This is a genomic window from Bacillus cereus group sp. MS39 (assembly GCF_040448665.1).
Classification (GTDB): Bacteria; Bacillota; Bacilli; order Bacillales; family Bacillaceae_G; genus Bacillus_A; species Bacillus_A wiedmannii.
In genome coordinates this window covers 997,807-1,022,712 of record NZ_CP123058.1, presented here as the reverse complement: position 1 = coordinate 1,022,712, position 24,906 = coordinate 997,807, and the positions used below count along the sequence as shown (strand labels likewise).

The following is a 24,906-nucleotide window of genomic DNA, read 5'->3' as shown; positions in this document are numbered from 1 at the left end:
TCACCACCTTCTTCCATCTTACTTCTGTTAAAAAGTTGCTATCTTATTGTATCCACAAACGAAAAAAGAGATGCCTCATAAAGAGACATCATCTTTTTTATACTTGCGGTTCAGATTCTACTTTCTCAACCTTTTTCTTGTTTTTACCCTTTTTCAAACGACGGTTTTCAAGCATTAACCAAATTTGAGAAGCAACGAAAACAGAAGAGTACGTACCTACAACTAATCCAACAAGTAACGCAAACGAGAAGTTACGTAATGACTCACTACCGAAGATAAGTAACGTAATTACCGGGAATAACACTGTTAATACGGTGTTAATTGAACGACCAAGCGTTTGGCGGATACTTGCATTTACGATTTCTTCTAGGTCTTTTATATCGCGAACTCGTTTTTTCTGTTTGTATAATTCACGGTTTCTATCAAATGTAACAATCGAGTCATTAATAGAATAACCGATGATTGTTAATACCGCAGCGATAAACGTTAAGTCTACCTCTAACTGGAAAATACTAAATATAACAATCATAACGAACGCATCATGTAATAATGCAAGCACTGCAGATAATGCGTACGTAAATCGGAATCGAATACTTACGTATAAAATGATAACCGCAGAAGCAATTAATACTGCGATAAATGCATTTCGTGCAATCTCTTTACCGATTGTCGGTGAAACTGTACTTACGTTTGGATCTGTACCGTATTTATCATGGAAGAATGTTTTTGTTTTCGCAATTTCATCTTTTGATAGAACACCTAAAGTACGAACGGCGAAACCTTTATTGTCATCTCCAGTAGGTACAATATTTTCTTCCTTCACATCAATGTTCAATTCTTTAAAATCTTTATGAACATCTGATACAGTAACTGATTGTTTTGATTGCAAGTCGATACGTGTACCACTCGCAAAATCAATACCAAGATTCAATTTGAAAATTGGTAAAATAATTGCACCTGCAATTACAACTACAATCGAGAAAACAAGGAATTTATGACCGATATTTACGAAGTTAATACGATCAAATCTTGTCGGTGGATGTACTACACCTTTTGTTAATGGAATAATATCCTTTTGTTTCACACCAAAGTATGCTGGTTTTTTATCGAAGTAACGGCTCTTTACAAGTAATCCTAGTAAGAAACGAGTACCGAATACGTTCGTAACGAAACCAACTAAAATACTTACGATTAAACTTGTTGCGAATCCTTTTACAGAGCTATTACCATAAACAAATAACACACCAGCTGCTGCAAGAGTCGTAATGTTCGCATCTAAAATTGTTGCTAATGAACGATGGTTACCCGCACGAAATGCTGACATCATTGACTTACCAATTTTCAGCTCTTCTTTCAGTCTCTCGTACGTAATAATATTCGCATCAACTGCGATACCTACCCCGAGCACTAACGCCGCAATACCTGGCAACGTAAGCACTGCATGCATCCAGTTAAAGACAAGTAATGTAACAAAAATGTATAAACCTAACATAATAACCGCTACAATTCCTGGTAAACGGTAGAATACAAGCATAAATAAGAAAATAAGAGCGATACCGATCGCACTAGCGAAAATTGTTTGTTCTAACGCTTGTTGTCCAAATTTCGCTCCAACTGATGTTGAATACATTTCTTTTAAATCAACAGGAAGTGCGCCTGCATTTAATAAAGATGAAAGTTGTTTCGCACTTTCAACTGTGAAGTTTCCACCTACGATAGATACTTCAGCTTGATTAAACACTTGGCTTACTGTTGCTGCTGATAAGAACTTCGGATTCGGTTTTGCAGATTCTGCTTTGTATGAATCTTTTCCTTCTTCAAAATCAAGCCAAATTACCATTAAATTCGTTGGTGGTGGCATTTTTGAAATTTTTTCAGTTACTTCACGGAATTTATCAGCGCTTTTTAGTGTAAGACCTACGCTCGCACGGCCTTGCTCATCAAATGTTTGCTTCGCTCCGCCGCCTTTTAAATCCGTTCCGTCCATAAGAAGGTTGTCATCTACATCACGGAATGTTAATTTCGCTTGTGTTGATAACATTTCACGTGCTTTTTGCTGATCTTGTACACCAGCAAGCTGTACGCGAATTCGATCTTGCCCTTCGATTTGAATGTTCGGCTCACTTACACCTAGAACATTGACACGATTTTCAAGAGCGCCTACTGTACTTACAAGTACGTCTCGATCGATTTTATCACCTTTTTTGGCTGGTTTTACTTCATATAGAATTTCAAAACCACCGCGAAGGTCTAGTCCTAGACTAATTCCTTTTGCTATGTCTTTTCCTGCCGCACCAATTACTCCACCGATTAATAAAACGATGAGGAAAAAGGCGGCAATTCTCGTACCACGCTTTGCCATATGTACCCTCTTTCTGCTACTAACACTTTAAATAAATCTCTTACGATTTACTTTTACACGTGTGCATACGCCTAGTTAGTAGACTTCCTTTCTATAATTTTGCTAGTTCATCACTAGCTGTGTCGGTAAGTTTTTCACAATACCTACACTTTCATTATTTATTTTTTCTCTTCACTACCCCCTTTATATATAATCTTAGACATAATTATTTCCTCATTATCAATACCTATCATTATACTGCAAAAGGAAGAACAAACCAATTGCAGTCGGTTATTTATTTTCATATTCATCAAATGACCAAAGTGGTGCTTGATATGCTTCAACAGTTAAATAATTCATATATTCATTAGTACTTACTCTTAATACATCATTTACTAATTCATATAATCTAACATCACCGTTTATTTTTTTCCACTTCTTCACTTTAAGAAACTTCCAAATATCATCATCTGTTACTCGGTCATAACCGAACATGTGAAACTCTTCTACTTTGCTTTCTAAAACGACTTGTAACTGTCCGCGGTATGATTCTACCAAAGCCTCTTTTTCTAACATACATAAACATCTCCTTCTTATTTCAGCACGAAAAGTCGCTTTTAATCCCGCTCTAATGGACAGCAATAACTACTTTCAAGAGCACTCTCATACTTCACTCTCTTAAATGCTTGTCATTCTTGTCTCATACGTGCATATAAATTATTGTAAATCATTCCACTGATTTTGAGAAGGTAGGAGAAGACCATGACGAGACAAAGCTTTTTAAAAGGCGCATTTATTTTAATGATAGCCGGCTTTATTACCAAAATCCTTGGATTTATTAACCGGATTGTAATGGCACGTATTTTAGGGGAAGAAGGTGTTGGCCTTTATATGATGGCCGTTCCTACATTCATTCTAGCAATTACATTAACACAAATCGGCCTTCCTGTCGCAATCGCAAAATTTGTAGCAGAAGCGGAAGCTGTGAACGATAAACAAAGAGTTAAAAAAATATTAACAGTATCATTAGCTGTTACATCCGTTATTAGTATCATTTTAACAATCGGAATTATGCTCCTCACACCTATTTTAGCAAAAACATTATTAACTGATGAACGAACGTACTATCCATTAATGGCCATTTTACCTGTCGTTCCTGTTATTGCTGTTTCTTCTGTTTTACGCGGTTATTTCCAAGGGAAACAAAATATGAAACCTAGCTCTTATGCTCAAGTTATAGAACAAGTTGTCCGCATTACAATTATCGCTATATGCATTCAGTTATTTTTACCTTACGGTGTAGAATATGCTGCAGCTGGCGCTATGTTATCAGCCGTTCTCGGTGAAGTTGCATCGTTATTATTTTTACTCACTTTATTCCAGCGCGAAAAACATTTATCTATACGCTCTGGATTTTTCACTACTGTAAAGGAGAGCAAGGGTACATTTTATTCTCTTATGGATATTGCCCTTCCAACTACAGGAAGTCGTTTAATCGGTTCCGTTTCATATTTTTTTGAACCTATCGTTGTTATGCAAAGCTTAGCGATTGCCGGAGTTGCTGCCTCTGTCGCAACCCAGCAATACGGTATATTAAACGGTTATGCATTCCCACTTCTATCACTGCCAGCCTTTATTACATACGCTCTTTCTACAGCACTCGTTCCATCTATTAGTGAAGCAATGGCTAAAAGGCAGCATAAATTAGTGGAACACCGCCTCCAACAAGCTCTTCGGATCTCATTAATTACTGGTGGGTGGTCAGTCGTTATATTATACGTATTCGCTTCTCCTATTTTAACTCTTATGTATGGATCGGATAGTGCAACAGCATTTATCCAGCTTCTTGCACCTTGCTTTTTATTTCATTACTTTCAAAGTCCACTTACCTCTGTTTTACAAGCTTTAAACTTAGCAAGAGCTGCAATGATGAATACATTTATTGGCGCCATCGTGAAATTAATCGTTATTTTTGTACTAGCTTCAAGGCCAGATTTTCAAATGATGGGGGTTGCCCTTGCAATTGCAGCAAATATAGTGACGGTAACATTCCTTCATTACGCTACTGTTTTAAAGAAAATTACATTTACCATTTACGCAAAAGACTACATTTTTGGCGGACTTGCTATCAGTATTGCAGGCGCTTTCGGTTTTTACCTTCATAAATATATAATTTTCTCTCATTCACTCGGCGTACAAACATTATGGGAAATCACTTTAACAACAATCGTTTATATCATCCTCCTCTTCACTTTCAAAATCATTCGAAAAGAAGAGTTAAGTCGACTTCCAATCATTCGAAAACTTTCATTTTTGAAGTAAACGGGCTTACTATTTCATATAGTAAGCCTCTAGTTTTCTTTCAAATCAACAAAAAATTGTCCGTTTTGAAAGCTGCAGTATAAAATTTGTGTGATATCGTTATAACCTAAGTTTTTTAATTTTCCAATGAGCCATTCGTCTGTATGTTCAATCATTTGTAAATGATTCAATTGAATTTCTCCATCAATAATAAGAGGAAGAGTAAACTGCAATGTATCCTGTTTACCTTTTTGTTTTTGAAAGACAGATAACTTCCCAGATGGTTCTAAAATAGCGTATTCTACATCTCGGATATCTCCAACTCCTTGCTCCCTTAATTGCATCAATAAATCATCTATATTATAACGCTGCTTTCTCATCTTCTTTTCATCAATTTTCCCCGCATTTACAAGAATAGCCGGCTCACCTTCTATTAAATGCCGAAATCGTTGAAACTTTAATGAAATGACTGACAAAATAATCTGTATACACATAAGAAAAGTCATCGGAACTAATTGGTGCCAAAGTGATTTATCGGTATTTTCAATTGCGACTACAGCCATTTCCCCAAGCATAATGAATACGACTAAATCTAATACACTTAACTCTCCAATTTCACGTTTACCCATAAGACGAAAAATAATTAATATGATGATATACAAAAGCATCGTCCGGCCAATGATTGATACCCATTCCATTTCTACATCTCCTTTTTACGTATAGACTCCCCTATAAAAAATAAACTAGTCTAACTTGGGCAAAAAGAAAATATGCTTGTATTAAAAAGGGGGAATGTATAAATGGATGGAACGAAAAAATTATCAACCGCAATCGGCTTTGGTATCATTACCTTATTAATTTTCGCATCAATTATTAGCATGGTTATGGCTCTTTTATTAAAGTTTACAGATATGACTGAAGAGACATTAGCCGTTACTATTTTTATACTAGCTCTTTTATCTATGCTTATATCCGGATTTACTGCCGGCAAAAAAGCACAAGGGAAAGGTTGGCTAGTAGGTTTCACAACAGGCCTTACATTCGCTATACTTGTTTTTCTAGTTAACTATTTAGGCTTCTCTCAAACTTTATCGAACTCCCAGTTACTTTATCAATTAGCATTAATGGGCGCGAGTACACTCGGTGGTATTTTCGGGGTAAATATGTCAAAACAAAACAACTAAAAAAGGCCCTGCACATTTCATGCAGGGCCTTTCTCATTAGTTTTTCACAACTTCACGGATCGCATTACGATCGAAAGTTAAGTGTGAACCACCAGATTTAATAACGATTTTCGTCTCATCTACTGATTCGATTGTACCGTGTAAACCACCGATTGTTACGATAGCATCACCTTTTGCTAACTCATTTTGCATTTGAGCAACTGCTTTTTGACGCTTTTGTTGCGGGCGAATTAATAAGAAATAAAAAATCGCAAACATCGCAACGATCATAACGATATTCATCATACCTGGATTCATCTTTTGTTCCTCCTTTTAAATTATGTATTAGAAGTTTTTAGCATTCGGTTTATTAAAGCCATACTGTTCAAAGAATTCTTCGCGGAAATCGCCAAGACGGTCTTCACGAATAGCTTGTCTCACCTGCTCCATTAAGTTTAACAGAAAATGAAGGTTGTGATAAGACGTTAAACGAATTCCAAACGTTTCATCACATTTCATTAAGTGACGAATGTACGCACGAGAGTAATTTTTACATGTATAGCAATCACAGTTTGGATCAAGTGGACCGAAGTCTCTTGCGAATTTTGCATTTTTTACAACTAGACGACCTTCACTTGTCATACATGTACCATTTCGAGCGATACGAGTTGGAAGTACGCAGTCAAACATATCAACTCCGCGAATTGCACCATCAATTAATGAGTCAGGAGAACCCACTCCCATTAAGTAACGTGGCTTATTATCTGGAAGAAGTGGTGTTGTAAACTCAAGTACACGGTTCATAATATCTTTCGGTTCCCCAACAGATAAACCACCTATAGCATAACCAGGGAAGTCCATTGAAACAAGGTCTTTCGCACTTTGACGACGAAGCTCTTCGAACTCTCCACCCTGTACGATACCGAATAAACCTTGATCTTGTGGACGTTCATGTGCTTTTAAGCAACGTTCTGCCCAGCGGCTTGTACGTTCTACAGATTTCTTCATATATTCAAAAGTAGCTGGGAATGGTGGACACTCATCAAATGCCATCATAATATCTGAACCTAATGCATTTTGAATTTCCATCGCTTTTTCTGGTGATAAGAATAATTTATCTCCATTTAAGTGATTACGGAAGTGAACGCCTTCCTCTTCAATGCGACGGAAGTCACTTAAACTAAATACTTGGAAACCACCAGAATCAGTTAAAATCGCACGGTCCCAGTTCATAAATTTATGCAAACCACCTGCTTCACGAACAATTTCGTGACCTGGACGTAGCCATAAATGATATGTATTACTTAAAATAATACCAGAATCCATTGCTTTTAATTCTTCTGGTGACATTGTCTTAACTGTTGCAAGTGTACCAACTGGCATAAATGTTGGTGTATCAAATGAACCGTGCGGCGTATGTACACGTCCTAAACGGGCACCCGTTTGTTTACAAGTTTTAATAAATTCATAACGAATTGCTGTCATAATTTACTCCTTTTATTTGTTTCCCATTTTAGCGTGAGATGCAACGAACATTGCATCACCGAAGCTAAAGAAACGATATTTTTCTTTTACTGCTTCATTATAAGCATGAAGTACATTATCCCTATTTGCAAATGCACTTACAAGCATAATTAATGTTGATTTCGGTAAATGGAAGTTTGTAATTAAACCATCAATTGCTTTAAATTCATAACCTGGGTACATAAAAATATCTGTCCAGCCAGAAGCAGCACAAAGCTTGCCGTCATGATCTGTCGCAATTGTTTCTAACGTACGAGTTGATGTCGTACCTACAGTAATAATACGTCCACCATTCTCTTTTACACGGTTTAATAATGCCGCTGTCTCTTCAGACATATGGTAATATTCTGCGTGCATATGGTGTTCTTCAATCGTATCGGCAGAAACTGGTCTAAATGTTCCAAGTCCTACATGTAGGGTAATGAACGCTAATTGAACACCTTTTTGTTTTAACTTCTCAAGTAACTCTTCTGTAAAGTGAAGTCCTGCAGTCGGTGCTGCTGCTGAGCCAATTTCTTTCGCATATACCGTTTGATAGCGATCGCGATCTTCTAGCGTCTCTTTAATATATGGAGGAAGTGGCATTTCCCCAAGTTCATCTAAAATTTCATAGAAGATGCCGTCATATGAAAATTCAAGATGACGTCCACCTTGATCTGCAGTTCCTGTGCAAGTTGCTTTTAATTTCCCTTCGCCAAAAGAGATAACAGTTCCTTCTTTTACACGTTTCGCTGGCTTAACAAGTGTTTCCCACTTATCGCCTTCTTCTTGCTTTAGAAGAAGTACTTCAATGTGTGCGCCTGTATCTTCTTTCACACCGTGCAAACGAGCAGGCATTACTTTTGTTTCATTTAAAACTAAGCAATCTCCCTCATGTAAGTAAGAAAGAATGTCCGTAAAATGTTTATGCTCAATATCACCTGTTTCACGGTCTAACACCATTAATCTTGATGTTTCACGATCTTCTAATGGGACTTGTGCAATAAGTTCTTCTGGTAAATGAAAATCAAACAGATTTATATCCATAACTATATCCACCTATTTCTTATTTAAATCGATTTATTATATACATAATAAAAGATAATACAATACTTAACACAATACATGTGATGATAGGAAAATAAAAGGTAACGTTTCCTTTTTTCACAAAAATATCGCCTGGAAGTCTTCCTATGAACTTCCAAGCTAATCCAACAACGATAAGTAAGATACCTGCTGTAATAAGCAATTTTGGCATCTCCGTCATACTTTTGGTATCTCCATTCCGAAATGCTCATAAGCAAGTGGTGTTACAATTCGACCCCTTGGCGTTCGTTGTAAAAAGCCAATTTGTAGTAAATACGGCTCATATACATCTTCAATCGTATGGGATTCTTCTCCAATCGTTGCCGAAACTGTTTCTAATCCAACTGGACCACCACGGAATTTCTCAATAATACCAAGCAATAATTTATGATCAATATGATCTAGACCTAATTTATCTACTTGCAGTAGTTCTAACGCCATTTGTGTAATTTCCATTGTAACCGTTCCGTTACCACGAACTTGTGCGAAATCTCGTACACGTCGTAATAAACGATTCGCAATACGAGGTGTACCACGAGCACGTCTTGCAATTTCTAGTGCGGCTAACGAATCAATTTCAACTTCGAATACTTCTGCTGTACGTTCAACAATCTCAGAAAGCTGATCTACTGTGTAATACTCTAATCTTGAAAGTACACCGAAACGGTCACGAAGCGGCGCTGATAATGCCCCCGCACGGGTCGTTGCTCCAACTAATGTAAATGGCGGTAAATCTAAACGTACAGACCGTGCTGATGGCCCTTTTCCAATTACGATATCAAGGCAAAAATCTTCCATCGCAGGATATAACACTTCTTCAATTGACCTATGCAAACGATGAATTTCATCAATAAATAATACATCACCCGGCTGAAGTGCTGTTAATACAGCTGCTAAATCTCCCGGCCTTTCAATTGCTGGACCTGAAGTTGTTCTAACATTTACGCCCATTTCATTAGCAATAATATTGGCAAGCGTCGTTTTACCAAGTCCTGGTGGTCCATATAGAAGCACATGATCTAACGTTTCTTCACGCATTTTCGCTGCTTCAATAAATACCTCTAAATTATGTTTCGCTTTATCTTGGCCAATATACTGACGGAGCGTCTGTGGCCGTAATGAATATTCTAAATCCGAATCTTCATATGCAGATTCCCCTGAAAGGAGACGTTCGTCCATTATACTCACCTCTTACCATTTAGTAAAAGACTAAGTGCCTTTTTAATATACTGATCCGTCGTTAATGATTCTTTTAATAACTCTGGTACAACGCGAGAAACTTCTCGTTCTGCGTATCCAAGTGCGCGCAGAGCTTCCAGCGCCTCATCAAGCTCAGCTGATGAACCTTTCTTCTCATCAAAACGTTCTGTGTCTGAGAATAAATCAACAAATGCATCTGGCACGACATCAGCTAGTTTTCCTTTTAAATCTAAAATCATTTGGCGCGCTGTTTTCTTTCCAACGCCCGGGAACTTCACTAAAAACTTCTCATCTTCATGTTCAATCGCTTGAACGACCTGTCCTGTTTGACCAGAAGCTAAAATTGCAAGTGCACCTTTTGGTCCAATGCCAGACACACCTAACAATTTTGTAAATAATAAACGCTCTTCACGTGTTTTAAACCCGTAAAGTGCCATAATATCTTCTCTCACATAATGATATGTATAGACACGGATTTCTTGCTTACTTCTTTGAAATACATACGGATTTGGCGTGAAAATTTGATAACCAATTCCATTATGGTCAATTACGACATATTCCGGTCCTACATACTCCACGTAACCTGTAACATATTCAAACAAAATACGATCTCTCCCTCTTAAATCATGTATTCCATTTTAACATATTTAATGATAGAAAAGCGAGACTACCCCAACAAATGTTCTCCATTTGAAACTTCTGTTATTTTCCATTGACAGAAAGTATGAAGCACCTTAATATACAGAAGTCGATAATGATTATCAATACTAATTAAAGGGGTTACATCAGGATGAAACAGAAGCTATTTATTTTATTTACTATTATGCTAGTTGTTCTTTCTATCGTTGGCTGTTCTTCTCAAAAAGAAGAATCGAAAGCGAAAGAACAACCGAAAACAAAAGTTGTAAAACACGCTAAGGGGGAAGCTACAATTCCAGTAAATCCAAAGAGAATTGTTGACCTATCTGGATCAACAGAAGAATTATTACTTCTTGGACACAAACCTGTTGGTACAGCAAACACATATAAAGATAAAATCCAAAATCATTTAACAGAAAAATTAGACGGAGTAAAAGCAGTAGGGTGGTACTGGGCACCTAAAGTTGATCTAGAAGCTGTTACTGCATTAAAACCAGACTTAATTATTTTAAATAATCGTCAATTGAAGATCTATGATCAATTAGAAAAGGTTGCACCAACAGTTGTTTTAGAAACAAACTTAGAAGACTGGCGCGGTAAGTTTAAAGAAGTAGGTAAACTATTTGACGAAGAAAAGAAAGCAGACAAATGGATTGCAGACTACGATAAAAAAGCAGACTCTTTATCTAAAAAAATTAAAGAAAAAACAAAAGATGAGAACTTTATGTTCGTCGCAGTTACACCACAAAACTTCCGTGTATACGGTAGCTTCGGATACGGTGACATCATCTTTAATGACTTAAAACTTCCAGCAACAAAAGGTACAGATTTAAAACAAACGATGGCACAAGTATCGCTAGAAGGTCTTGTTGCATTCCAGCCTGACCAAATGTTTATTGTAAACTTTGGCGGCGAAGCTGATAAAGTTTACGAAGACTATAAAAACAGTGCCGTTTGGAAGGACAATAAATCAGTTAAAAACAATCACGTATATGAAGTATCGAATGAAATCTTCAATACAAAAGCTTTCAATCCAATCGGAAAAGATATGTTAATCGATGAAATCGCAAAACAAATTTTAGATAAAAACAAGTAAGAAAAAAAGCAGCTCACCACGAGCTGCTTTTTTTCTTACTTTGCACTGCGTATTGCTTCATTTTTTCAATCGTCTTCACAAAACCTTCTTTTGATTTAATGCGAATACCACGCTTCAATTTCGCACGCTCATAACTCTCAAGCTTTTTCATATCAATTTGAAAGAAGGAATGAATCGCATTATCACTTTTCGGTACACCTTTGAAAATTTGTAATATCCCTTCCTCTGAAACACCGAAATAACCGCTCGTCTTTAATAATGGAGAAATATCATCAACTTTCTTTTGTAATACGATTTGCACATCATCACGATCAACGAGCTGCCATTCTTTATATTGCTGTAAAAACTTTTCTAAGTCCGCTACTTTTTCTGTAAAGATTTCCTCACTTACTTCTCCATCAACATACATTCGCTCTAATAAAATTGTAACTTCAGGCTCTTTTTCTGTTACTTCTGGTACTGGCCCTTCCGCCTTCACATTCGTTTCATAAACGAAACAAAACATCATAACGAAAGCTTGCATCGCAATCAGTATCCATTTCATTTCCGTTCACCTCTTTTAGGCAAGATCAAACTTTCATTAGTAGTTTTTCCGGAAATGGAGGTTTTATCCATATAAATGACCATATTACATTTCTCTCGAAAATAAAAAAATGCAGATAAAGTTTTATCTTTATCTGCATTAGCATTTGTTTTTATATAAAATGAAAGACGCCTGCAAAGCAGGCGTCTTGATGCGTTTACGGCGAGAGACCAGGCGACCACATTCGCGTGTTTAGCACTTAAGCATATCTCTCGTCTTACGTAAATTAGCTCATCGCTTTGCTAATATAACATTAATAAAGTATGAGTGCAACATGTTTATAAAAATATTTTATTTCCTCTTTTACCCAAACGGAATTTATGTAAATTATAAATTGATAAATGCAATATATATGTTACAATTAATATAACAGCGAAATCATAATAAACAGGAGATGGATATTGTGAAAAAAATAAAGGATGAACGTCTCATTCTGAAAACATTAAAAAACGTACGTATTGCCTTTCTTTTTCAATCGCTTGGTATAATTGGCATTTTAAGCTATATCGGATTCACTGAAGGAATGGATCAAATTACGAAATCTCCATTATGGCTATTATTTATGCTTACAAGTATTTTACTTGCTTATTTACAGTTAAGTGTTTCAATCGATGTAGAAGAAGGTGAAAAGGAAATAAACTTAACTCCTTATTACAAGCTTGTCTTACGTTCTCTTATTGTTGGAATTATTATAGCTATTATTTATATCCTTTTCAGTCCAGAGAGACCTTTTTTCCAAGCTATTTTAACAGGTAGTATTTTCTTCATATGCTTTTTAATTTCTTATTCCATTAGTTATTTCATTAAAAAACGTCGTTTACAAGACAACGATGAATAAAGAGGAAGGGCTACCCCTTCCTCTTTTGTTTTGCTATCGCATAGTACCAGTTAAACCGTAACGAATGTCTCGGAACATATTCCCTATATCACGATTAAAATCGTTTGTAACTGTACCATTACGTAGGCGTGTACTCATTGCATCGACACGAGTAAACATGTCATTTCTTACAGAAACATATACATTTCTGTTTCCAACTTCATTTGCAACGGCTTGACGAACTTCGTTTGCAAGTGCCGTTTCATTCGATACTGGATTACGCGGTTTTACCGCAATCGCCACATCGTTTCCATATACAACTGTAGACACGCGGTCTACGTTATTCATACGCTTTACACGATTTGTTATTTTTTCTGCTGTTTTACCATCATTGTTAATGTATGAATTGTTCATTGTAATATTACGTGTTGGATGCGGGTTAGCAATTTGACCGTTGTAATTTACATCGCGGTAATAATTGTTATACCCTGTATCGTTACGACCATTTCTATATGTTACATAATCTGTATAACGATCGTTACGCGTTACATTATCACGGTACTGGTGTGTATCATTATAAGATGTACGCTCGTAATTGTAGTTACGTCCATCCATTGCATTGTTATCTTTTGGTGTACCACATGCAGCTAATGCACTGGTAACTAACAAAGAAGCAGCAATCACTTTTACTTTCGTATTCAATACAAAAACCCCCTCTGTTAGAATGAACTTCTCTTCTGAAAAGCTCCCTCTTATGATGAGTAACAGAGAAGGTTTTTACACTGTTAATATTTCACTGGGGATTTTCTAACATTTGATGTAAATCTTCCATTTTCAGAACGACTTTACATACAAAAAAGGCGGGAATAATCCCGCCTTTTTTAAACTTCCTCTTCGTCCTCTTCTTCTGAAACTGGCTCCCCAAATACATTTGGTGGATCTGGTTGATAATACATCGTTCCTGGCTGTGGCGCATATGCCGATTGAGTTGGTTGATAATATAAAGGATTCGCGTATTGTGGCCCTCCAGGTTGCGGACTATATAGCCTACTCTCTCCTCCGCATCCACAATCTTCCTCTCCTTGCACGAGCGGTGGCATATTATTATCCATTGGCATCATATTTGGATTTGGCATAGACGTATATTGCGGTCCAAACGGTGCTCCTTGCTGATATGGCATTTGATATGGATTTTGTTGTTGATAATACGGATTAGGCGGCATCATAGGCTGTTGGTATGGCATTTGATATGGCATTTGATATGGCATCATATTCGGTGGTTGATTATTATCCATTATCGGCATCATATTTGGCATTTGATTGTTATCCATTATCGGCATCATATTTGGCATTTGATTATTATCCATTATCGGCATCATATTTGGCATTTGATTATTATCCATTATCGGCATCATATTTGGCATTTGATTATTATCCATGATTGGCATCATATTTGGCATTTGATTATTATCCATGATTGGCATCATATTTGGCATTTGATTATTATCCATGATTGGCATCATATTTGGCATTTGGTTGTTATCCATTATCGGCATCATATTTGGCATTTGGTCGTTATCCATGATTGGCATCGTATTTGGTGGTTGATTATTATCCAACATTGGCATGATGTTTGGTATTGGGTTATTATCCATGATTGGCATCATATTTGGTGGTTGATTATTATCCAACATTGGCATCATATTTGGTGGCTGATTGTTATCCAACATTGGCATGATATTTGGTGGCTGATTGTTATCCAACATTGGCATGATGTTTGGTACTTGAATATTTGGCGGTATTACTTGCGGAATGACTACATTCTCTTTCGATACATTTGGTGACACTATATTTCCTACATTTTCTTTCTTTACTTGTGGTGATACTATGTTTCCTACATTTTCTTTCTTTACTTGTGGTGATACTATGTTTCCTACATTTTCTTTCTTTACTTGTGGTGATACTATGTTTCCTACATTTTCTTTCTTTACTTGTGGTGATACTATATTTCCTACATTCTCTTTCTTTACTTGCGGTGATATTATATTTCCTATATTCTCTTTCTTCACTTGCGGTGATACTATATTTCCTACGTTCTCTTTCTTCACTTGTGGTGACACTATGTTATCTTTTTTCGTTTGCGGAGAAATGATGTTATTAGGTTTCATTTTAGTAATTTGAGGAGCAATTAACTCGCTTCCTTTTTTAATTACATCTGAAATTTTATATTCTTTTTTTGCTTTTATTGGTGGTTGCGGCGGCTGTGGTAATACATTTACCGAAAATTTTGTGTTTTCTTTTTCTGCTGGTTTTTGTTTTTCTATAACAGTTGGTTTTTGAATAACAGACGGTTTTTCAACTGGTTTTTCCATTTGAATTGGCTTTTCTTTTTGTACTTCTTTTTGCGGTTTCACTTGCATTTCCTTCTGTGGTTTTACCTGTACTTCTTTTTGTGGTTTCACTTGCATTTCCTTCTGCGGTTTTACCTGTACTTCTTTTTGTGGTTTCACTTGCATTTCCTTCTGTGGTTTTACTTGCACTTCTTTTTGTGTTTGTTGCATAGCAGGTTGCTGTGTAATTGGCGCTGATTGATACGTAACTTCTTCCTCATCCTCTATTCCAAGCGGAGTTGGCGTTGCTGCAAATTCTTTTTGCTGTACTTCTTTTACGTATTGTTTTGGAGGTGATGAACCTGCTCCAGCATGTTGTTTCACGTGAACGCTGTTTGATGGTACTTTAATTTTCATACCTGGCATGATTAAATCTGGATTACTAAGTTGTGTATTTGTATTTTTCAACGTATCAAAATCTACTCCGTACTTTTTCGCAATTTTCCAAAGGGTATCCCCTTTTTGCACGATATGAATTTTCAAAATTTCCCCCTCCTGTATAACTTATCTATAAGTAACAAATCTCATGAAGTAACCCTTTCTAAATAACGCTAACTTCTTTTCACTTGTATCACTTCTTCGATTTTCAATATCATTAGAAGTGGAATAAGCATAAGAAAATCGCAATGATTTCTTCAAAACAATGTATGCCCATTTTGTTCTCGTTATGATTATATGCATGAAAAAAAGCAACAGAAATACCGTTGCTTTACACACGCTCTAACATACGATGTAATGCAAGAACCGCTTCTTCAGTCACTTGTTTATCTACGCTAATAACGTTAATTTCTTCTCCTCTTTCTACCGTTTCAAGCACCCATAATAAGTGCGGCAGATCAATTCGGTTCATCGTTAAACACGGACACATAAATGGATTAAGTGAAACAATCTCTTTATCTGGATGTTGCTGAATAATTCGGTTCACTAAATTCATCTCTGTACCAATTGCCCATTTACTTCCAGGTAGCGCTGCTTCAATCATATCAATAATATATTTCGTTGATCCTGCGTAATCCGAAGCATCGACAACCTCATAACAACATTCTGGATGTACAATAATATTCATATCCGGATGATTCTTCCGTACATTCTCAATGTTTTTCACTGTAAAGTTTTGATGAACCGAACAATGCCCTTTCCATAAAATCACTTGAATTCCTTCTATATCTCCATCGTACTCTAATGAATCTGTATGTGGGTCCCATACTGCCATTTTATCTAATGGGATACCTAAATCGTATGCTGTATTTCTTCCTAAATGTTGATCCGGTAAAAAGACAAGACGCTCTTTTTGTGTAAACGCCCAAGACACCATTTGTTTTGCATTAGAAGAAGTTACTGTTGCTCCGCCATTACGACCACAAAACGCTTTAATTGCAGCTGTAGAGTTAACATATGTTAACGGAATCATCGTATCTCCAAATAATTTTGCGAGCTCTTTCCATGCCCTTTCTGTTTGTTCAATATCTGCCATATCTGCCATCGAACAACCTGCACGCATATCTGGCAAAATAACGATTTGATCATCTGTCGTTAACATATCTGCTGTTTCTGCCATAAAGTGTACACCGCAAAATACAATATATTTCGCTTCTTTATTGCTCGCTGCAACTTGTGCAAGCTGAAGTGAATCTCCTGCTGCATCAGAAAATTGTACCACTTCATCTTTTTGGTAATGATGTCCTGGAATAAATAGTGTTTTCCCCATTTTTGCTTTAATTTCACGAACACGCTTTTCCATTTCTTCTGTTGTCATCGTGTAATAACGCTCTGGTAACATCGTTTCAATCGGTTGCACTTTTTCTAAAATACTCATATTCCTTTCTCCCCCCTCTAAGCCACTTTCCTTACGCCTCAATATTGAAACTAATATCAAGTGCTTTCACTGAATGTGTTAACGCTCCAAGTGAAATATAATCGACCCCTGTTTTTCCATATTTCGATAAATCTTCAATTGTAATGCCTCCTGATGCTTCCGTAACGATGGCACTTGGTACAATCTTTGAAAACTCCCGGATCTCATCTGGCGTACGGTTATCAAACATAATAATATCTGCACCAGCAGCTACAGCCTCTCTCACTTGCTCCTCCGTTTCTGTTTCCACTTCTACTTTCACCATATGTCCTGATTTTTCTTTCACCGATGTAACAGCTTTCGTAATAGAACCAGCAAAAGCAATATGATTGTCTTTAATCATGACACCGTCATATAAACCGAAACGGTGATTAAATCCGCCTCCGCACACGACTGCATACTTATCAAACATGCGTAGCCCTGGCATCGTTTTTCGCGTATCGCAAATACGTGTATGGCCGCTATCTAAAGCAAGAACAGCTTTATGTGTCATCGTAGCTATCCCGCTCATACGCTGGATAACGTTTAATATAACGCGCTCTGCCGTCAATAACGAAGCAATTGGTCCTTGCGCAGTTGCTATTATTTCGCCCTTTTCTACAAAATCTCCATCTTTTTTATGAAGCTCCACTTCAATTCTTTCATCAATTAATTTAAATCCTTCTTCAATTACTAAACGCCCCGCAAAGACACCTGTATCCTTCGCAAGAAACGTTCCTTTTGAAAGTAAATTGTCCGGAAAAATAAGCTGAGATGTTACATCTCTTTCTCCTATATCTTCTAGAAAAAATCGATTTAATGCTTCTTTCACTTTTATCGTGTTCATAGAGCCCCTCTTCCCTTCATCACACAAGTTGTAGTTTTCTTTTCACTCGAACGATCTCTTTTTTTACGCTATTTCTATCTGGATAGTCACTTCGATAATGGCCACCAATACTTTCTTCCCTTTGCAAAGCTGACACGACTATAAGCTCACAGGCTGTTAACATATTAATAAGCGTTATCTCTTCATTTGTAAGAACATCATGTTGTAATATCATATTTCGAACACCGTACTTACTAAGCCATCTCTTTGCATAAGATAAACTTTTCTCTGTTCGCACAATCCCAACATATTTCATCATGCATTCTTGTATTTCTTCTTTCGCCGGCAAATGATTCAGAACGATAAACTTCTTTTCCTTCCCAGCCACGTTGTTCCAGCTTTCTTTTGTCGCTTTCGTTAAAATATGTTGTCCTATTCTTTTTCCAAACACAAGACCTTCTAATAATGAATTACTTGCTAATCTATTTGCTCCATGAACACCATTACAAGCTACTTCACCAACCGCATATAAATTTGGAATGGACGTCTCCCCATCACAGTTCGTTTTCACGCCGCCCATATGAAAATGAGCACCGGGTACGACTGGAATGCGTTTTTCATTTATATCGACACCATTCTTTTCACACAATGATGATACAGTCGGAAAACGTCCTTCGAAATTTTGAATAGACTCGATATTTACATACACTTGTTCACCCGCCAAAAGCTGCTCATGAATCGCTCTTGCTACTACATCACGTGGTGCGAGATCGTGATCAGGGTGTATATTCATCATAAAACGCTGCCCTTTTCCATTCATAAGGACAGCTCCTTCACCACGGACAGCTTCAGAGACGAGGCCGCAGCATCGCCCGTTCGCGTATAACATTGTTGGATGAAACTGTACAAACTCTAAATCTACGAGCTCCCCGCCTGCGCGGTACACCATCGCAAGTCCATCACCCGTAATTGTCTTATCGTTAGAAGTAAAGGCGTATAAACCGCCAATCCCACCTGTTGCTAACACCGTATACTCTGCAACGTAACGCTTCAACTTCCCTTCACTAGTTCTTGTTAAAACTCCAACGCATTTATCATTTTCTATAATAAAATCGAGCACCATTTCCTGTTCCACTACCGTAACGTGCGGAGCTACTTCTTGAATGAAATGCTCTAATAAATTCTTTCCTGTTGCATCGCCACCTGCATGTAAAATACGACGCTTTCGATGTGCGCCTTCTTTTCCAAGATGAGGACCCGTTTCATCTCCATCAAATTTCATTCCATTTTCAATGAGATTATTCATTTCTTTCGGTCCTTCCTCGACTAAATAACGGACCACATCTTCATTGTTATAATGACATCCTGCTACTAACGTATCTTCAAAATGATCATTTGGATTGTCATATGTAGCAACCGCTGCGGCAATTCCACCTTGCGCTAAATATGTATTATTATTACGATTTTTTTCCTTTGTGATAATAATCACATTCTTTTCGTGACAAATCTCTTTCGCAACACGAAGTGCCGCAACGCCACTTCCAATAATTAAGACATCTGCACTTGGCATAATTGTTGCCTCCTACTTTACACTTTTCAACTGTCTTGACACCTATATTTACATAGTTTTAAAATAATGACAAGAGTTTTTTTATAATTCTTATTTTCACTACCATTTAAAAAATACAAGAAATGTAACTCTTACTAGGGAGAGGAACTTACATGATGATATATCTTGACTATGCAGCTACTACACCTATGAGTGAAGAAGCATTACACACATATATGAAAGCAGCATCGCAATACTTCGGAAATGAACAAAGTTTACATGATATTGGAGGAACAGCCTCTTCTTTATTACAAGTTTGCCGTAAAACATTTGCTGAAATGATTGGTGGAAAGGAACAAGGGGCATTCTTCACAAGCGGTGGCTCGGAATCCAACTACCTTGCGATTCAATCCCTTCTCAATGCTCGAAATAAGAAGCACATTATTACGACACCTATGGAACACGCATCCATTCGAAGTTATTTTCAATCCTTACAATCAGAAGGGTATACCATTACTGAAATACCTGTTGATGAAGACGGGCTAATTCATTTAGAAGATTTAGAAACAGCTATTACAGAAAATACTGTTCTAGCAAGCATACAGCATGGAAACTCTGAAATCGGAACCGTTCAAAACATCACAGAGATCGGGGCACTTTTAAAAAAATATAACGTTTTATTTCATTCAGATTGTGTACAAACATTTGGTAAACTTCCTATCAATGTTTTTGAGATGGGAATTGATAGTCTCTCTGTTTCAGCACATAAAATATACGGACCAAAGGGTGTTGGCGCTTGCTATATAAATCCCCAAGTTCGCTGGGCACAAATATTTCCGGGAACTTCTCATGAAAAAGGATTTCGCCCAGGTACGGTAAACGTTCCTGGCATCGCATCTTTTTTAACAGCTGCTGAGAATATATTAAAAAATCAACAAGAAGAGAGCTTACGTTTTAAAGAGTTACGATCCTACTTTTTAAGACATTTACAAGCGCTTCCTCTAGAAATTCAAGTAGAAGGTCATTCTACTTCTTGTTTACCACATATTGTTGGGGTTACAATAAAAGGAATAGAAGGTCAATATACAATGCTAGAATGTAATCGCCATGGTATTGCCATTTCCACTGGAAGTGCTTGCCAAGTCGGTAAACAAGAACCTTCGAAAACAATGCTTGCAATTGGAAAAACGTATGAAGAGGCAAAACAATATGTTCGCTTCTCTTTCGGACAACAAACAACGAAAGATCAAATTGATACTACTATTCATGCACTACACACAATTGGAAATCAATTTTATAGAGGTGTTAAATCATAATGAAACAAAATGAACAAAAAAAGATTTTAGGTGAAGAAAGACGACAACTTATCCTTCAGTGGCTTCTCGCTGCAAATGAACCGTTATCTGGGAATGAACTATCGAAAAAGACAAATGTAAGTAGACAAGTTATCGTGCAAGATATTTCCTTGCTTAAAGCACGAAACGAACCAATTATTGCGACTGCTCAAGGGTATTTATATTTAAAACCACAAGAGAAACAACAAGCTTTCGAACGCGTAATTGTATGCCAACATAAACCAGCGGAAGTACGTCAAGAACTTACAACGCTTGTTGACCACGGCGTTACGATTAAAGATGTAAAAGTTGAGCATCCTGTATACGGTGACTTAACAGCGTCCATCATGGTAAGCAATCGCTTTGATGTAGAGCAATATTTACAAAAAATTGAAAATACGAATGCTTCCTATCTTTCGCAACTAACAGATGGTATTCACTTACATACAATTGAGGCAGATTCAAAAGAAAAGTTAGATGCTGCTTGCGAGGCACTAGATAAAGCAGGATTTCTCGTTTATTAATTCATGTAAAGCACAGAGTTTTTATCATTCTCTGTGCTTTTTTAGTGATATAATATTGTAATCAATTGTAAAGGGGCTCAAACATGGGAATTGAACTCGTTCACTTTAGCATTGGCAAACCAAAACAAATGAAATATAGCGAAGATAAAGAAATGATTACTGGTATATGTAAAGAACTTGCAGAAGAAGCTTTTCTCTCAAAAGATGGATTTCGTGGTGATGATGTAGCGGATTTAAAACACCATGGGGGACCTGACCGCGCAGTTTGTGTGTACCCACACGAACATTACGCACTATGGGAAGAAGAATTTCAAACTACGCTTCCAGCTTCCACATTTGGCGAAAACATTACCGTAACAAATATGTTAGAGCGTGATGTTTGCATCGGAGATACATATCAACTAGGTGAAGCAATCATTCAAGTGACACAAGCGAGAGTACCTTGTAGCACAATTTCAAAACGCCTTGGTATTCCTGGCATACTGCCGCGCATTGTAGCAACTGGATTTACTGGCTACCTATGCCGTGTTCTTCAAGAAGGTAACGTACGTAAAGATTCAAAAATTACATTACTAGAACGTCAACCGAGCAATGTTTCTGTTTTGTTCTCTAACGAAATTTATTTTCATAATAGGAAAGATAGAGATGGCATTGAAAAGATTCTTGCTGTAAAAGAGCTAGCCGATATTTGGCGTGGGCAGTTAGAGGATCGTCTTGCGAAGTTAAAATAAATAGAATCCCACCATTTATAGGTGGGATTCTATTTATCTATCACAAAATGTATTATCCGATGAAATTATACCAGCAATTAGAAGGGAAATGTCGACAGTTCATCCACCTCTCTTACAACCAATAAGAAGAATAACTCCCCAGCACAGTAACAGAAAAACCGAGCGCTTCAAGTTCCATCGTTACGCCTGGCAATAATACATCATCGTATGCTTTATCGACATCAATTAAGAAAAAGTAATTTCCTAGTCCTGTTTTCATCGGACGCGATTCGATTTTTGATAGATTTAATTTTCTCCATGCGAAAGCTGATAACACTTGATATAGTGCCCCTGCATAATCAGCAGGTAACGTTATCATAAGCGTCGTTTTCTCTCCGCGGTTTTCTCCGTTATTTGGGAGTATGGTTTTCTTTTTCTTATGGAGCACTAGGAAGCGTGTATGATTGTTTTTGTGCGTATGAATATCACGCCTTACAATTGTTAAACCGTATTTTTCTGCGGCCGCTTCATTTGCAATGGCAGCGATTTTTTCTTCAGGATGTTCTTTCACATATTGCGCAGCAGCACTTGTTGATGTCATATCTCGAACAGTTACTCCTTTTAATTCTTCATTTAAAAACTTGTGGCACTGTGCAATGGCATGCGGATGAGAATGCACCGCATATACTTCATCCCACACTTCTGCATACTGCGGATGTACAAGTAAATGCTGCTGAATTGGTACTGTAATTTCTCCTACAATGGAGAGCGGCTGCTCATGTACAAGATAATCAACCGTTATATTCACTGAACCTTCTATGGCATTTTCTAACGGTACAACTGCGAAGTCTACATTTCCATTTGCAGCTGCATCAATACAGTCTGGAATCGTGCGATACGGTACATGCTCTGCTTCCGGAAAAAAACGACTCACCGCCATATTTGTAAATGTTGCTTCCGGTCCTAAATATCCTACTCGAATCATCGTCTTTTCCCCTCTTTTTCGTTTTCTTACTGTTATACCATACTTTTTTATATTCTTCTATGTAAATTTCGAATATTTAAAAAAGACTAGCGTTTGCTAGTCTAAATGTTTCCTATATTCTCTTTGAGCGAAAAAGAAATAAACGATGCATGCAGCGATATAACACAGAATAAACAAGCCTACTTTTCTTAATGAACCATCCATAAAGATCGTATTATGAAACGTATATAGCGCAACTGCACTATGCATACTTCCTACTATAATTGGCGCAAAAAATAGCATACACAATTGCCAACGGGAAATTTTCCACACTTCTTCTTTCGTCATTCCAAGCTTAGAGAGCGCCCCGTACCCTTTACGATCCGATGAAATGTTATGAAACCATTTAAAATATACGATGCTACATGAAGTAAGAAAGAATAATATACTAATAAATGAGCCTAAAAATAGAGTAATATCGCCGCCTTCTTTCATATTTACATATAACTCCATATTGCTTCGAAATGCATTATTATCTTGTTTCATATGTTTCCGTAAATCTTCATTTAATTTCTTCGTCTTTTCGATATTTGGTAATGTGTAGCCTCTATATATCATTTTTTCAGAATCAGGAACCTGATTTGCTATACTGTCAAAATCTTCATCATTCATAACGAAGAACAGACCATTAATGTACGAAGGATGATGGTTAAATTGAACCCCTTCTTTCTGACCGTTAAATACGAATTGATATGGTTGATTCATTACTTGCAATTGAATCTCTTTTTGATCATACATATACGGATGATTGTATTTACTATAATAAACGAGTGTAACTGTTCCTTTTTTAGGATGATACGTTTTCTGTTTTTGTTTTCTTGCCTCTTGATTGTATTCACTTTCTTTAATGAGCGGCGCTACTTCTGTTTCTCCCTTATTGGACTGAAAAGATGCATACACTCCAACAAAACTCATAGTTTGAAAATCATTATACCCATATTGATGCAATAATTGTTCAACCGCACCTTCCGCAAAGACTTCATGAGAAGAAGTACCTTTTTCTATGTAAGAAAATGAGTGTACTCCCCCGCCCCGCCACATATCTTGCATACCAGAAAAATATAAAAATACCGTACCTGTTGCCGTAACTACAAACGTCGTTGCCATTGACATTAGAAAGAAAAAACGACCATTTTCCTTCATTCGATGTGACAATTGATTCACTATAAATAAATACGGGTATGTATACATAATCTTTTTATTTCGTTTTATCATTTCTAATATTTGAGCAGTGCCGTGTGTAAAAGAAAAATACGTTCCGAAAAAGACAAGTATAGACACAGGGAAAAAATAGAATGCTATCGTTGTCACCGTCGCTTGTAACGCTAACGCATATCCTATCCCTAAACAAATAAAGCCGAATATACAAAGCCACATTGATGTTTTCTTCTCTTTTTTATCTGCTCGAAATTCTTTCAATAACCGAATGATTTTTATATTCCATATTCGTAAAGCACTTATAAAAGATAAAACAACAAATACGAACATATACGTAATAAACGTTCCCCCAATTGCTCTCACATCAAATATGACAGGGAGTTCTTTCGGAAGCCCCAGTAACATACTAAACACCATGAAAAAGAGCTTTAAAAAGATTATACCAAGCCCAATACCGAAAATATTAGCAAATACCCCGATCAATATTTGCTCGGTCATAATCACTCCTATTACGTTAGATTTCGTTGCTCCCATTAACATATATAATCCTAATTCTTTCTTACGTGCCTCTATGAAAATAGAAGTAGCGTACAAAATAAATATGACGAAAAAAGAAATAATTATAACATTACATATGATAAGTCCCCAGCGTACGTTTTGATACCACATCGTCTCTTGCATATACGGATGTACAATGACAGACATGTATGCAAAAGACGCAAATATCGCAAAACAACTACTTAAGAAAAACACTTTATAATTACGCCAATTTCCTTTTATATTTTGCAGCGCTAGTTGCCGAATGTTCATCTATCGTCCCCCTATAAC

24 protein-coding genes are annotated in these 24,906 nt (G+C 36.8%); 7 read left to right on the top strand and 17 right to left on the bottom strand.

The annotated features are described in order from the left end of the window. Positions 1-97: 97 nt before the first annotated feature. The gene (gene secDF / locus QEP67_RS05320; RefSeq protein WP_001119055.1) at positions 98-2,362 is read right to left on the bottom strand and encodes a protein translocase subunit SecDF; all 2,265 of its coding nucleotides are present in this window, start codon (positions 2,360-2,362) and stop codon (positions 98-100) included. Between the two features lie 270 nt (positions 2,363-2,632). Continuing rightward, the gene (locus tag QEP67_RS05315) at positions 2,633-2,917 is read right to left on the bottom strand and encodes a post-transcriptional regulator (RefSeq protein WP_000890214.1); all 285 of its coding nucleotides are present in this window, start codon (positions 2,915-2,917) and stop codon (positions 2,633-2,635) included. A 186-nt stretch (positions 2,918-3,103) separates the two neighbouring features. On the opposite strand from QEP67_RS05315, the gene spoVB reads away from it, so the two are divergent. Beyond that, positions 3,104-4,663 carry a stage V sporulation protein B gene (spoVB, locus tag QEP67_RS05310; protein ID WP_000198305.1) on the top strand — a complete coding sequence of 520 codons (1,560 nt, stop codon included), beginning with the start codon at positions 3,104-3,106 and terminating at the stop codon, positions 4,661-4,663. A gap of 29 nt (positions 4,664-4,692) precedes the next feature. On the opposite strand, the gene QEP67_RS05305 is transcribed toward spoVB, so the two are convergent. Next, positions 4,693-5,340 carry a DUF421 domain-containing protein gene (locus tag QEP67_RS05305; protein ID WP_000455380.1) on the bottom strand — a complete coding sequence of 216 codons (648 nt, stop codon included), beginning with the start codon at positions 5,338-5,340 and terminating at the stop codon, positions 4,693-4,695. A 102-nt stretch (positions 5,341-5,442) separates the two neighbouring features. Between QEP67_RS05305 and QEP67_RS05300 the strand changes: the two genes are divergently transcribed. Then, complete coding sequence (locus QEP67_RS05300; RefSeq protein ID WP_000349129.1) at positions 5,443-5,826, top strand: TIGR04086 family membrane protein; 384 nt, start codon at positions 5,443-5,445, stop codon at positions 5,824-5,826. Positions 5,827-5,862: 36 nt separating this feature from the next. On the opposite strand, the gene yajC is transcribed toward QEP67_RS05300, so the two are convergent. Genes yajC through ruvA form a run of 6 tightly spaced genes read right to left on the bottom strand, consistent with a single transcriptional unit; the run spans position 5,863 to position 10,196 of the window. Beyond that, positions 5,863-6,123, bottom strand: a complete 261-nt coding sequence (yajC, locus tag QEP67_RS05295; RefSeq protein WP_001068064.1) for a preprotein translocase subunit YajC — start codon at positions 6,121-6,123, stop codon at positions 5,863-5,865. A 27-nt stretch (positions 6,124-6,150) separates the two neighbouring features. Next, the gene (tgt, locus tag QEP67_RS05290; protein ID WP_000125371.1) at positions 6,151-7,290 is read right to left on the bottom strand and encodes a tRNA guanosine(34) transglycosylase Tgt; all 1,140 of its coding nucleotides are present in this window, start codon (positions 7,288-7,290) and stop codon (positions 6,151-6,153) included. Between the two features lie 12 nt (positions 7,291-7,302). Beyond that, complete coding sequence (queA, locus tag QEP67_RS05285) at positions 7,303-8,355, bottom strand: tRNA preQ1(34) S-adenosylmethionine ribosyltransferase-isomerase QueA (protein ID WP_048565737.1); 1,053 nt, start codon at positions 8,353-8,355, stop codon at positions 7,303-7,305. Between the two features lie 19 nt (positions 8,356-8,374). After that, on the bottom strand, positions 8,375-8,575 hold the full coding sequence (locus tag QEP67_RS05280) for a DUF2905 domain-containing protein (RefSeq protein WP_000138162.1): 201 nt from the start codon (positions 8,573-8,575) through the stop codon (positions 8,375-8,377). Beyond that, complete coding sequence (ruvB, locus tag QEP67_RS05275) at positions 8,572-9,573, bottom strand: Holliday junction branch migration DNA helicase RuvB (RefSeq protein ID WP_000344465.1); 1,002 nt, start codon at positions 9,571-9,573, stop codon at positions 8,572-8,574. Before ruvB ends, QEP67_RS05280 begins: the two co-directional genes overlap by 4 nt. A 5-nt stretch (positions 9,574-9,578) precedes the next feature. Beyond that, positions 9,579-10,196, bottom strand: a complete 618-nt coding sequence (gene ruvA / locus QEP67_RS05270) for a Holliday junction DNA helicase RuvA (RefSeq protein WP_000464511.1) — start codon at positions 10,194-10,196, stop codon at positions 9,579-9,581. 188 nt (positions 10,197-10,384) lie between these two features. On the opposite strand from ruvA, the gene QEP67_RS05265 reads away from it, so the two are divergent. Next, the gene (locus tag QEP67_RS05265; RefSeq protein WP_341056896.1) at positions 10,385-11,329 is read left to right on the top strand and encodes an iron-hydroxamate ABC transporter substrate-binding protein; all 945 of its coding nucleotides are present in this window, start codon (positions 10,385-10,387) and stop codon (positions 11,327-11,329) included. 13 nt (positions 11,330-11,342) lie between these two features. Here the strand turns inward: QEP67_RS05265 and QEP67_RS05260 are convergent, their stop codons facing one another. Continuing rightward, entirely contained in the window at positions 11,343-11,873 is a 531-nt protein-coding gene (locus QEP67_RS05260; protein WP_046956297.1) for a BofC C-terminal domain-containing protein, read from the bottom strand. A 433-nt stretch (positions 11,874-12,306) separates the two neighbouring features. Here QEP67_RS05260 and QEP67_RS05255 point away from each other — a divergent pair, with 433 nt between their 5' ends. Continuing rightward, positions 12,307-12,750, top strand: a complete 444-nt coding sequence (locus tag QEP67_RS05255) for a branched-chain amino acid ABC transporter substrate-binding protein (RefSeq protein ID WP_074651162.1) — start codon at positions 12,307-12,309, stop codon at positions 12,748-12,750. Between the two features lie 33 nt (positions 12,751-12,783). Here the strand turns inward: QEP67_RS05255 and QEP67_RS05250 are convergent, their stop codons facing one another. The 5 genes from QEP67_RS05250 to nadB form a co-directional block, all read right to left on the bottom strand. Then, positions 12,784-13,431 (bottom strand): YhcN/YlaJ family sporulation lipoprotein, encoded by a 648-nt coding sequence (locus QEP67_RS05250; protein ID WP_048565738.1) that lies wholly within the window; start codon positions 13,429-13,431, stop codon positions 12,784-12,786. A gap of 179 nt (positions 13,432-13,610) precedes the next feature. Continuing rightward, on the bottom strand, positions 13,611-15,602 hold the full coding sequence (gene exsA / locus QEP67_RS05245; RefSeq protein ID WP_353706535.1) for a spore coat assembly protein ExsA: 1,992 nt from the start codon (positions 15,600-15,602) through the stop codon (positions 13,611-13,613). A 226-nt stretch (positions 15,603-15,828) separates the two neighbouring features. Next, a complete protein-coding gene (nadA, locus tag QEP67_RS05240) occupies positions 15,829-16,935 on the bottom strand; it encodes a quinolinate synthase NadA (RefSeq protein ID WP_000025321.1) in 1,107 nt (368 codons plus the stop codon). A 31-nt stretch (positions 16,936-16,966) separates the two neighbouring features. Then, positions 16,967-17,800 carry a carboxylating nicotinate-nucleotide diphosphorylase gene (gene nadC / locus QEP67_RS05235; protein WP_064470245.1) on the bottom strand — a complete coding sequence of 278 codons (834 nt, stop codon included), beginning with the start codon at positions 17,798-17,800 and terminating at the stop codon, positions 16,967-16,969. A gap of 19 nt (positions 17,801-17,819) precedes the next feature. Next, complete coding sequence (gene nadB, locus QEP67_RS05230) at positions 17,820-19,349, bottom strand: L-aspartate oxidase (RefSeq protein ID WP_001138521.1); 1,530 nt, start codon at positions 19,347-19,349, stop codon at positions 17,820-17,822. A gap of 152 nt (positions 19,350-19,501) precedes the next feature. On the opposite strand from nadB, the gene QEP67_RS05225 reads away from it, so the two are divergent. The 3 genes from QEP67_RS05225 (at position 19,502) to QEP67_RS05215 (ending at position 21,917) form a co-directional block, all read left to right on the top strand. Beyond that, on the top strand, positions 19,502-20,644 hold the full coding sequence (locus QEP67_RS05225; protein WP_000973754.1) for an IscS subfamily cysteine desulfurase: 1,143 nt from the start codon (positions 19,502-19,504) through the stop codon (positions 20,642-20,644). Then, positions 20,644-21,186: a transcription repressor NadR gene (locus tag QEP67_RS05220; RefSeq protein ID WP_000812274.1), complete on the top strand. Its 543-nt coding sequence runs from the start codon at positions 20,644-20,646 to the stop codon at positions 21,184-21,186. The genes QEP67_RS05225 and QEP67_RS05220 overlap by 1 nt, the downstream gene beginning before the upstream one ends. An 83-nt stretch (positions 21,187-21,269) precedes the next feature. Further along, complete coding sequence (locus tag QEP67_RS05215) at positions 21,270-21,917, top strand: MOSC domain-containing protein (protein ID WP_000510684.1); 648 nt, start codon at positions 21,270-21,272, stop codon at positions 21,915-21,917. 112 nt (positions 21,918-22,029) lie between these two features. Here the strand turns inward: QEP67_RS05215 and pheA are convergent, their stop codons facing one another. Both pheA and QEP67_RS05205 read right to left on the bottom strand, forming a co-directional pair. After that, positions 22,030-22,881, bottom strand: a complete 852-nt coding sequence (gene pheA, locus QEP67_RS05210; RefSeq protein WP_000621715.1) for a prephenate dehydratase — start codon at positions 22,879-22,881, stop codon at positions 22,030-22,032. A gap of 96 nt (positions 22,882-22,977) precedes the next feature. After that, entirely contained in the window at positions 22,978-24,888 is a 1,911-nt protein-coding gene (locus QEP67_RS05205; RefSeq protein ID WP_001026330.1) for an FtsX-like permease family protein, read from the bottom strand. Positions 24,889-24,906: the final 18 nt, after the last annotated feature.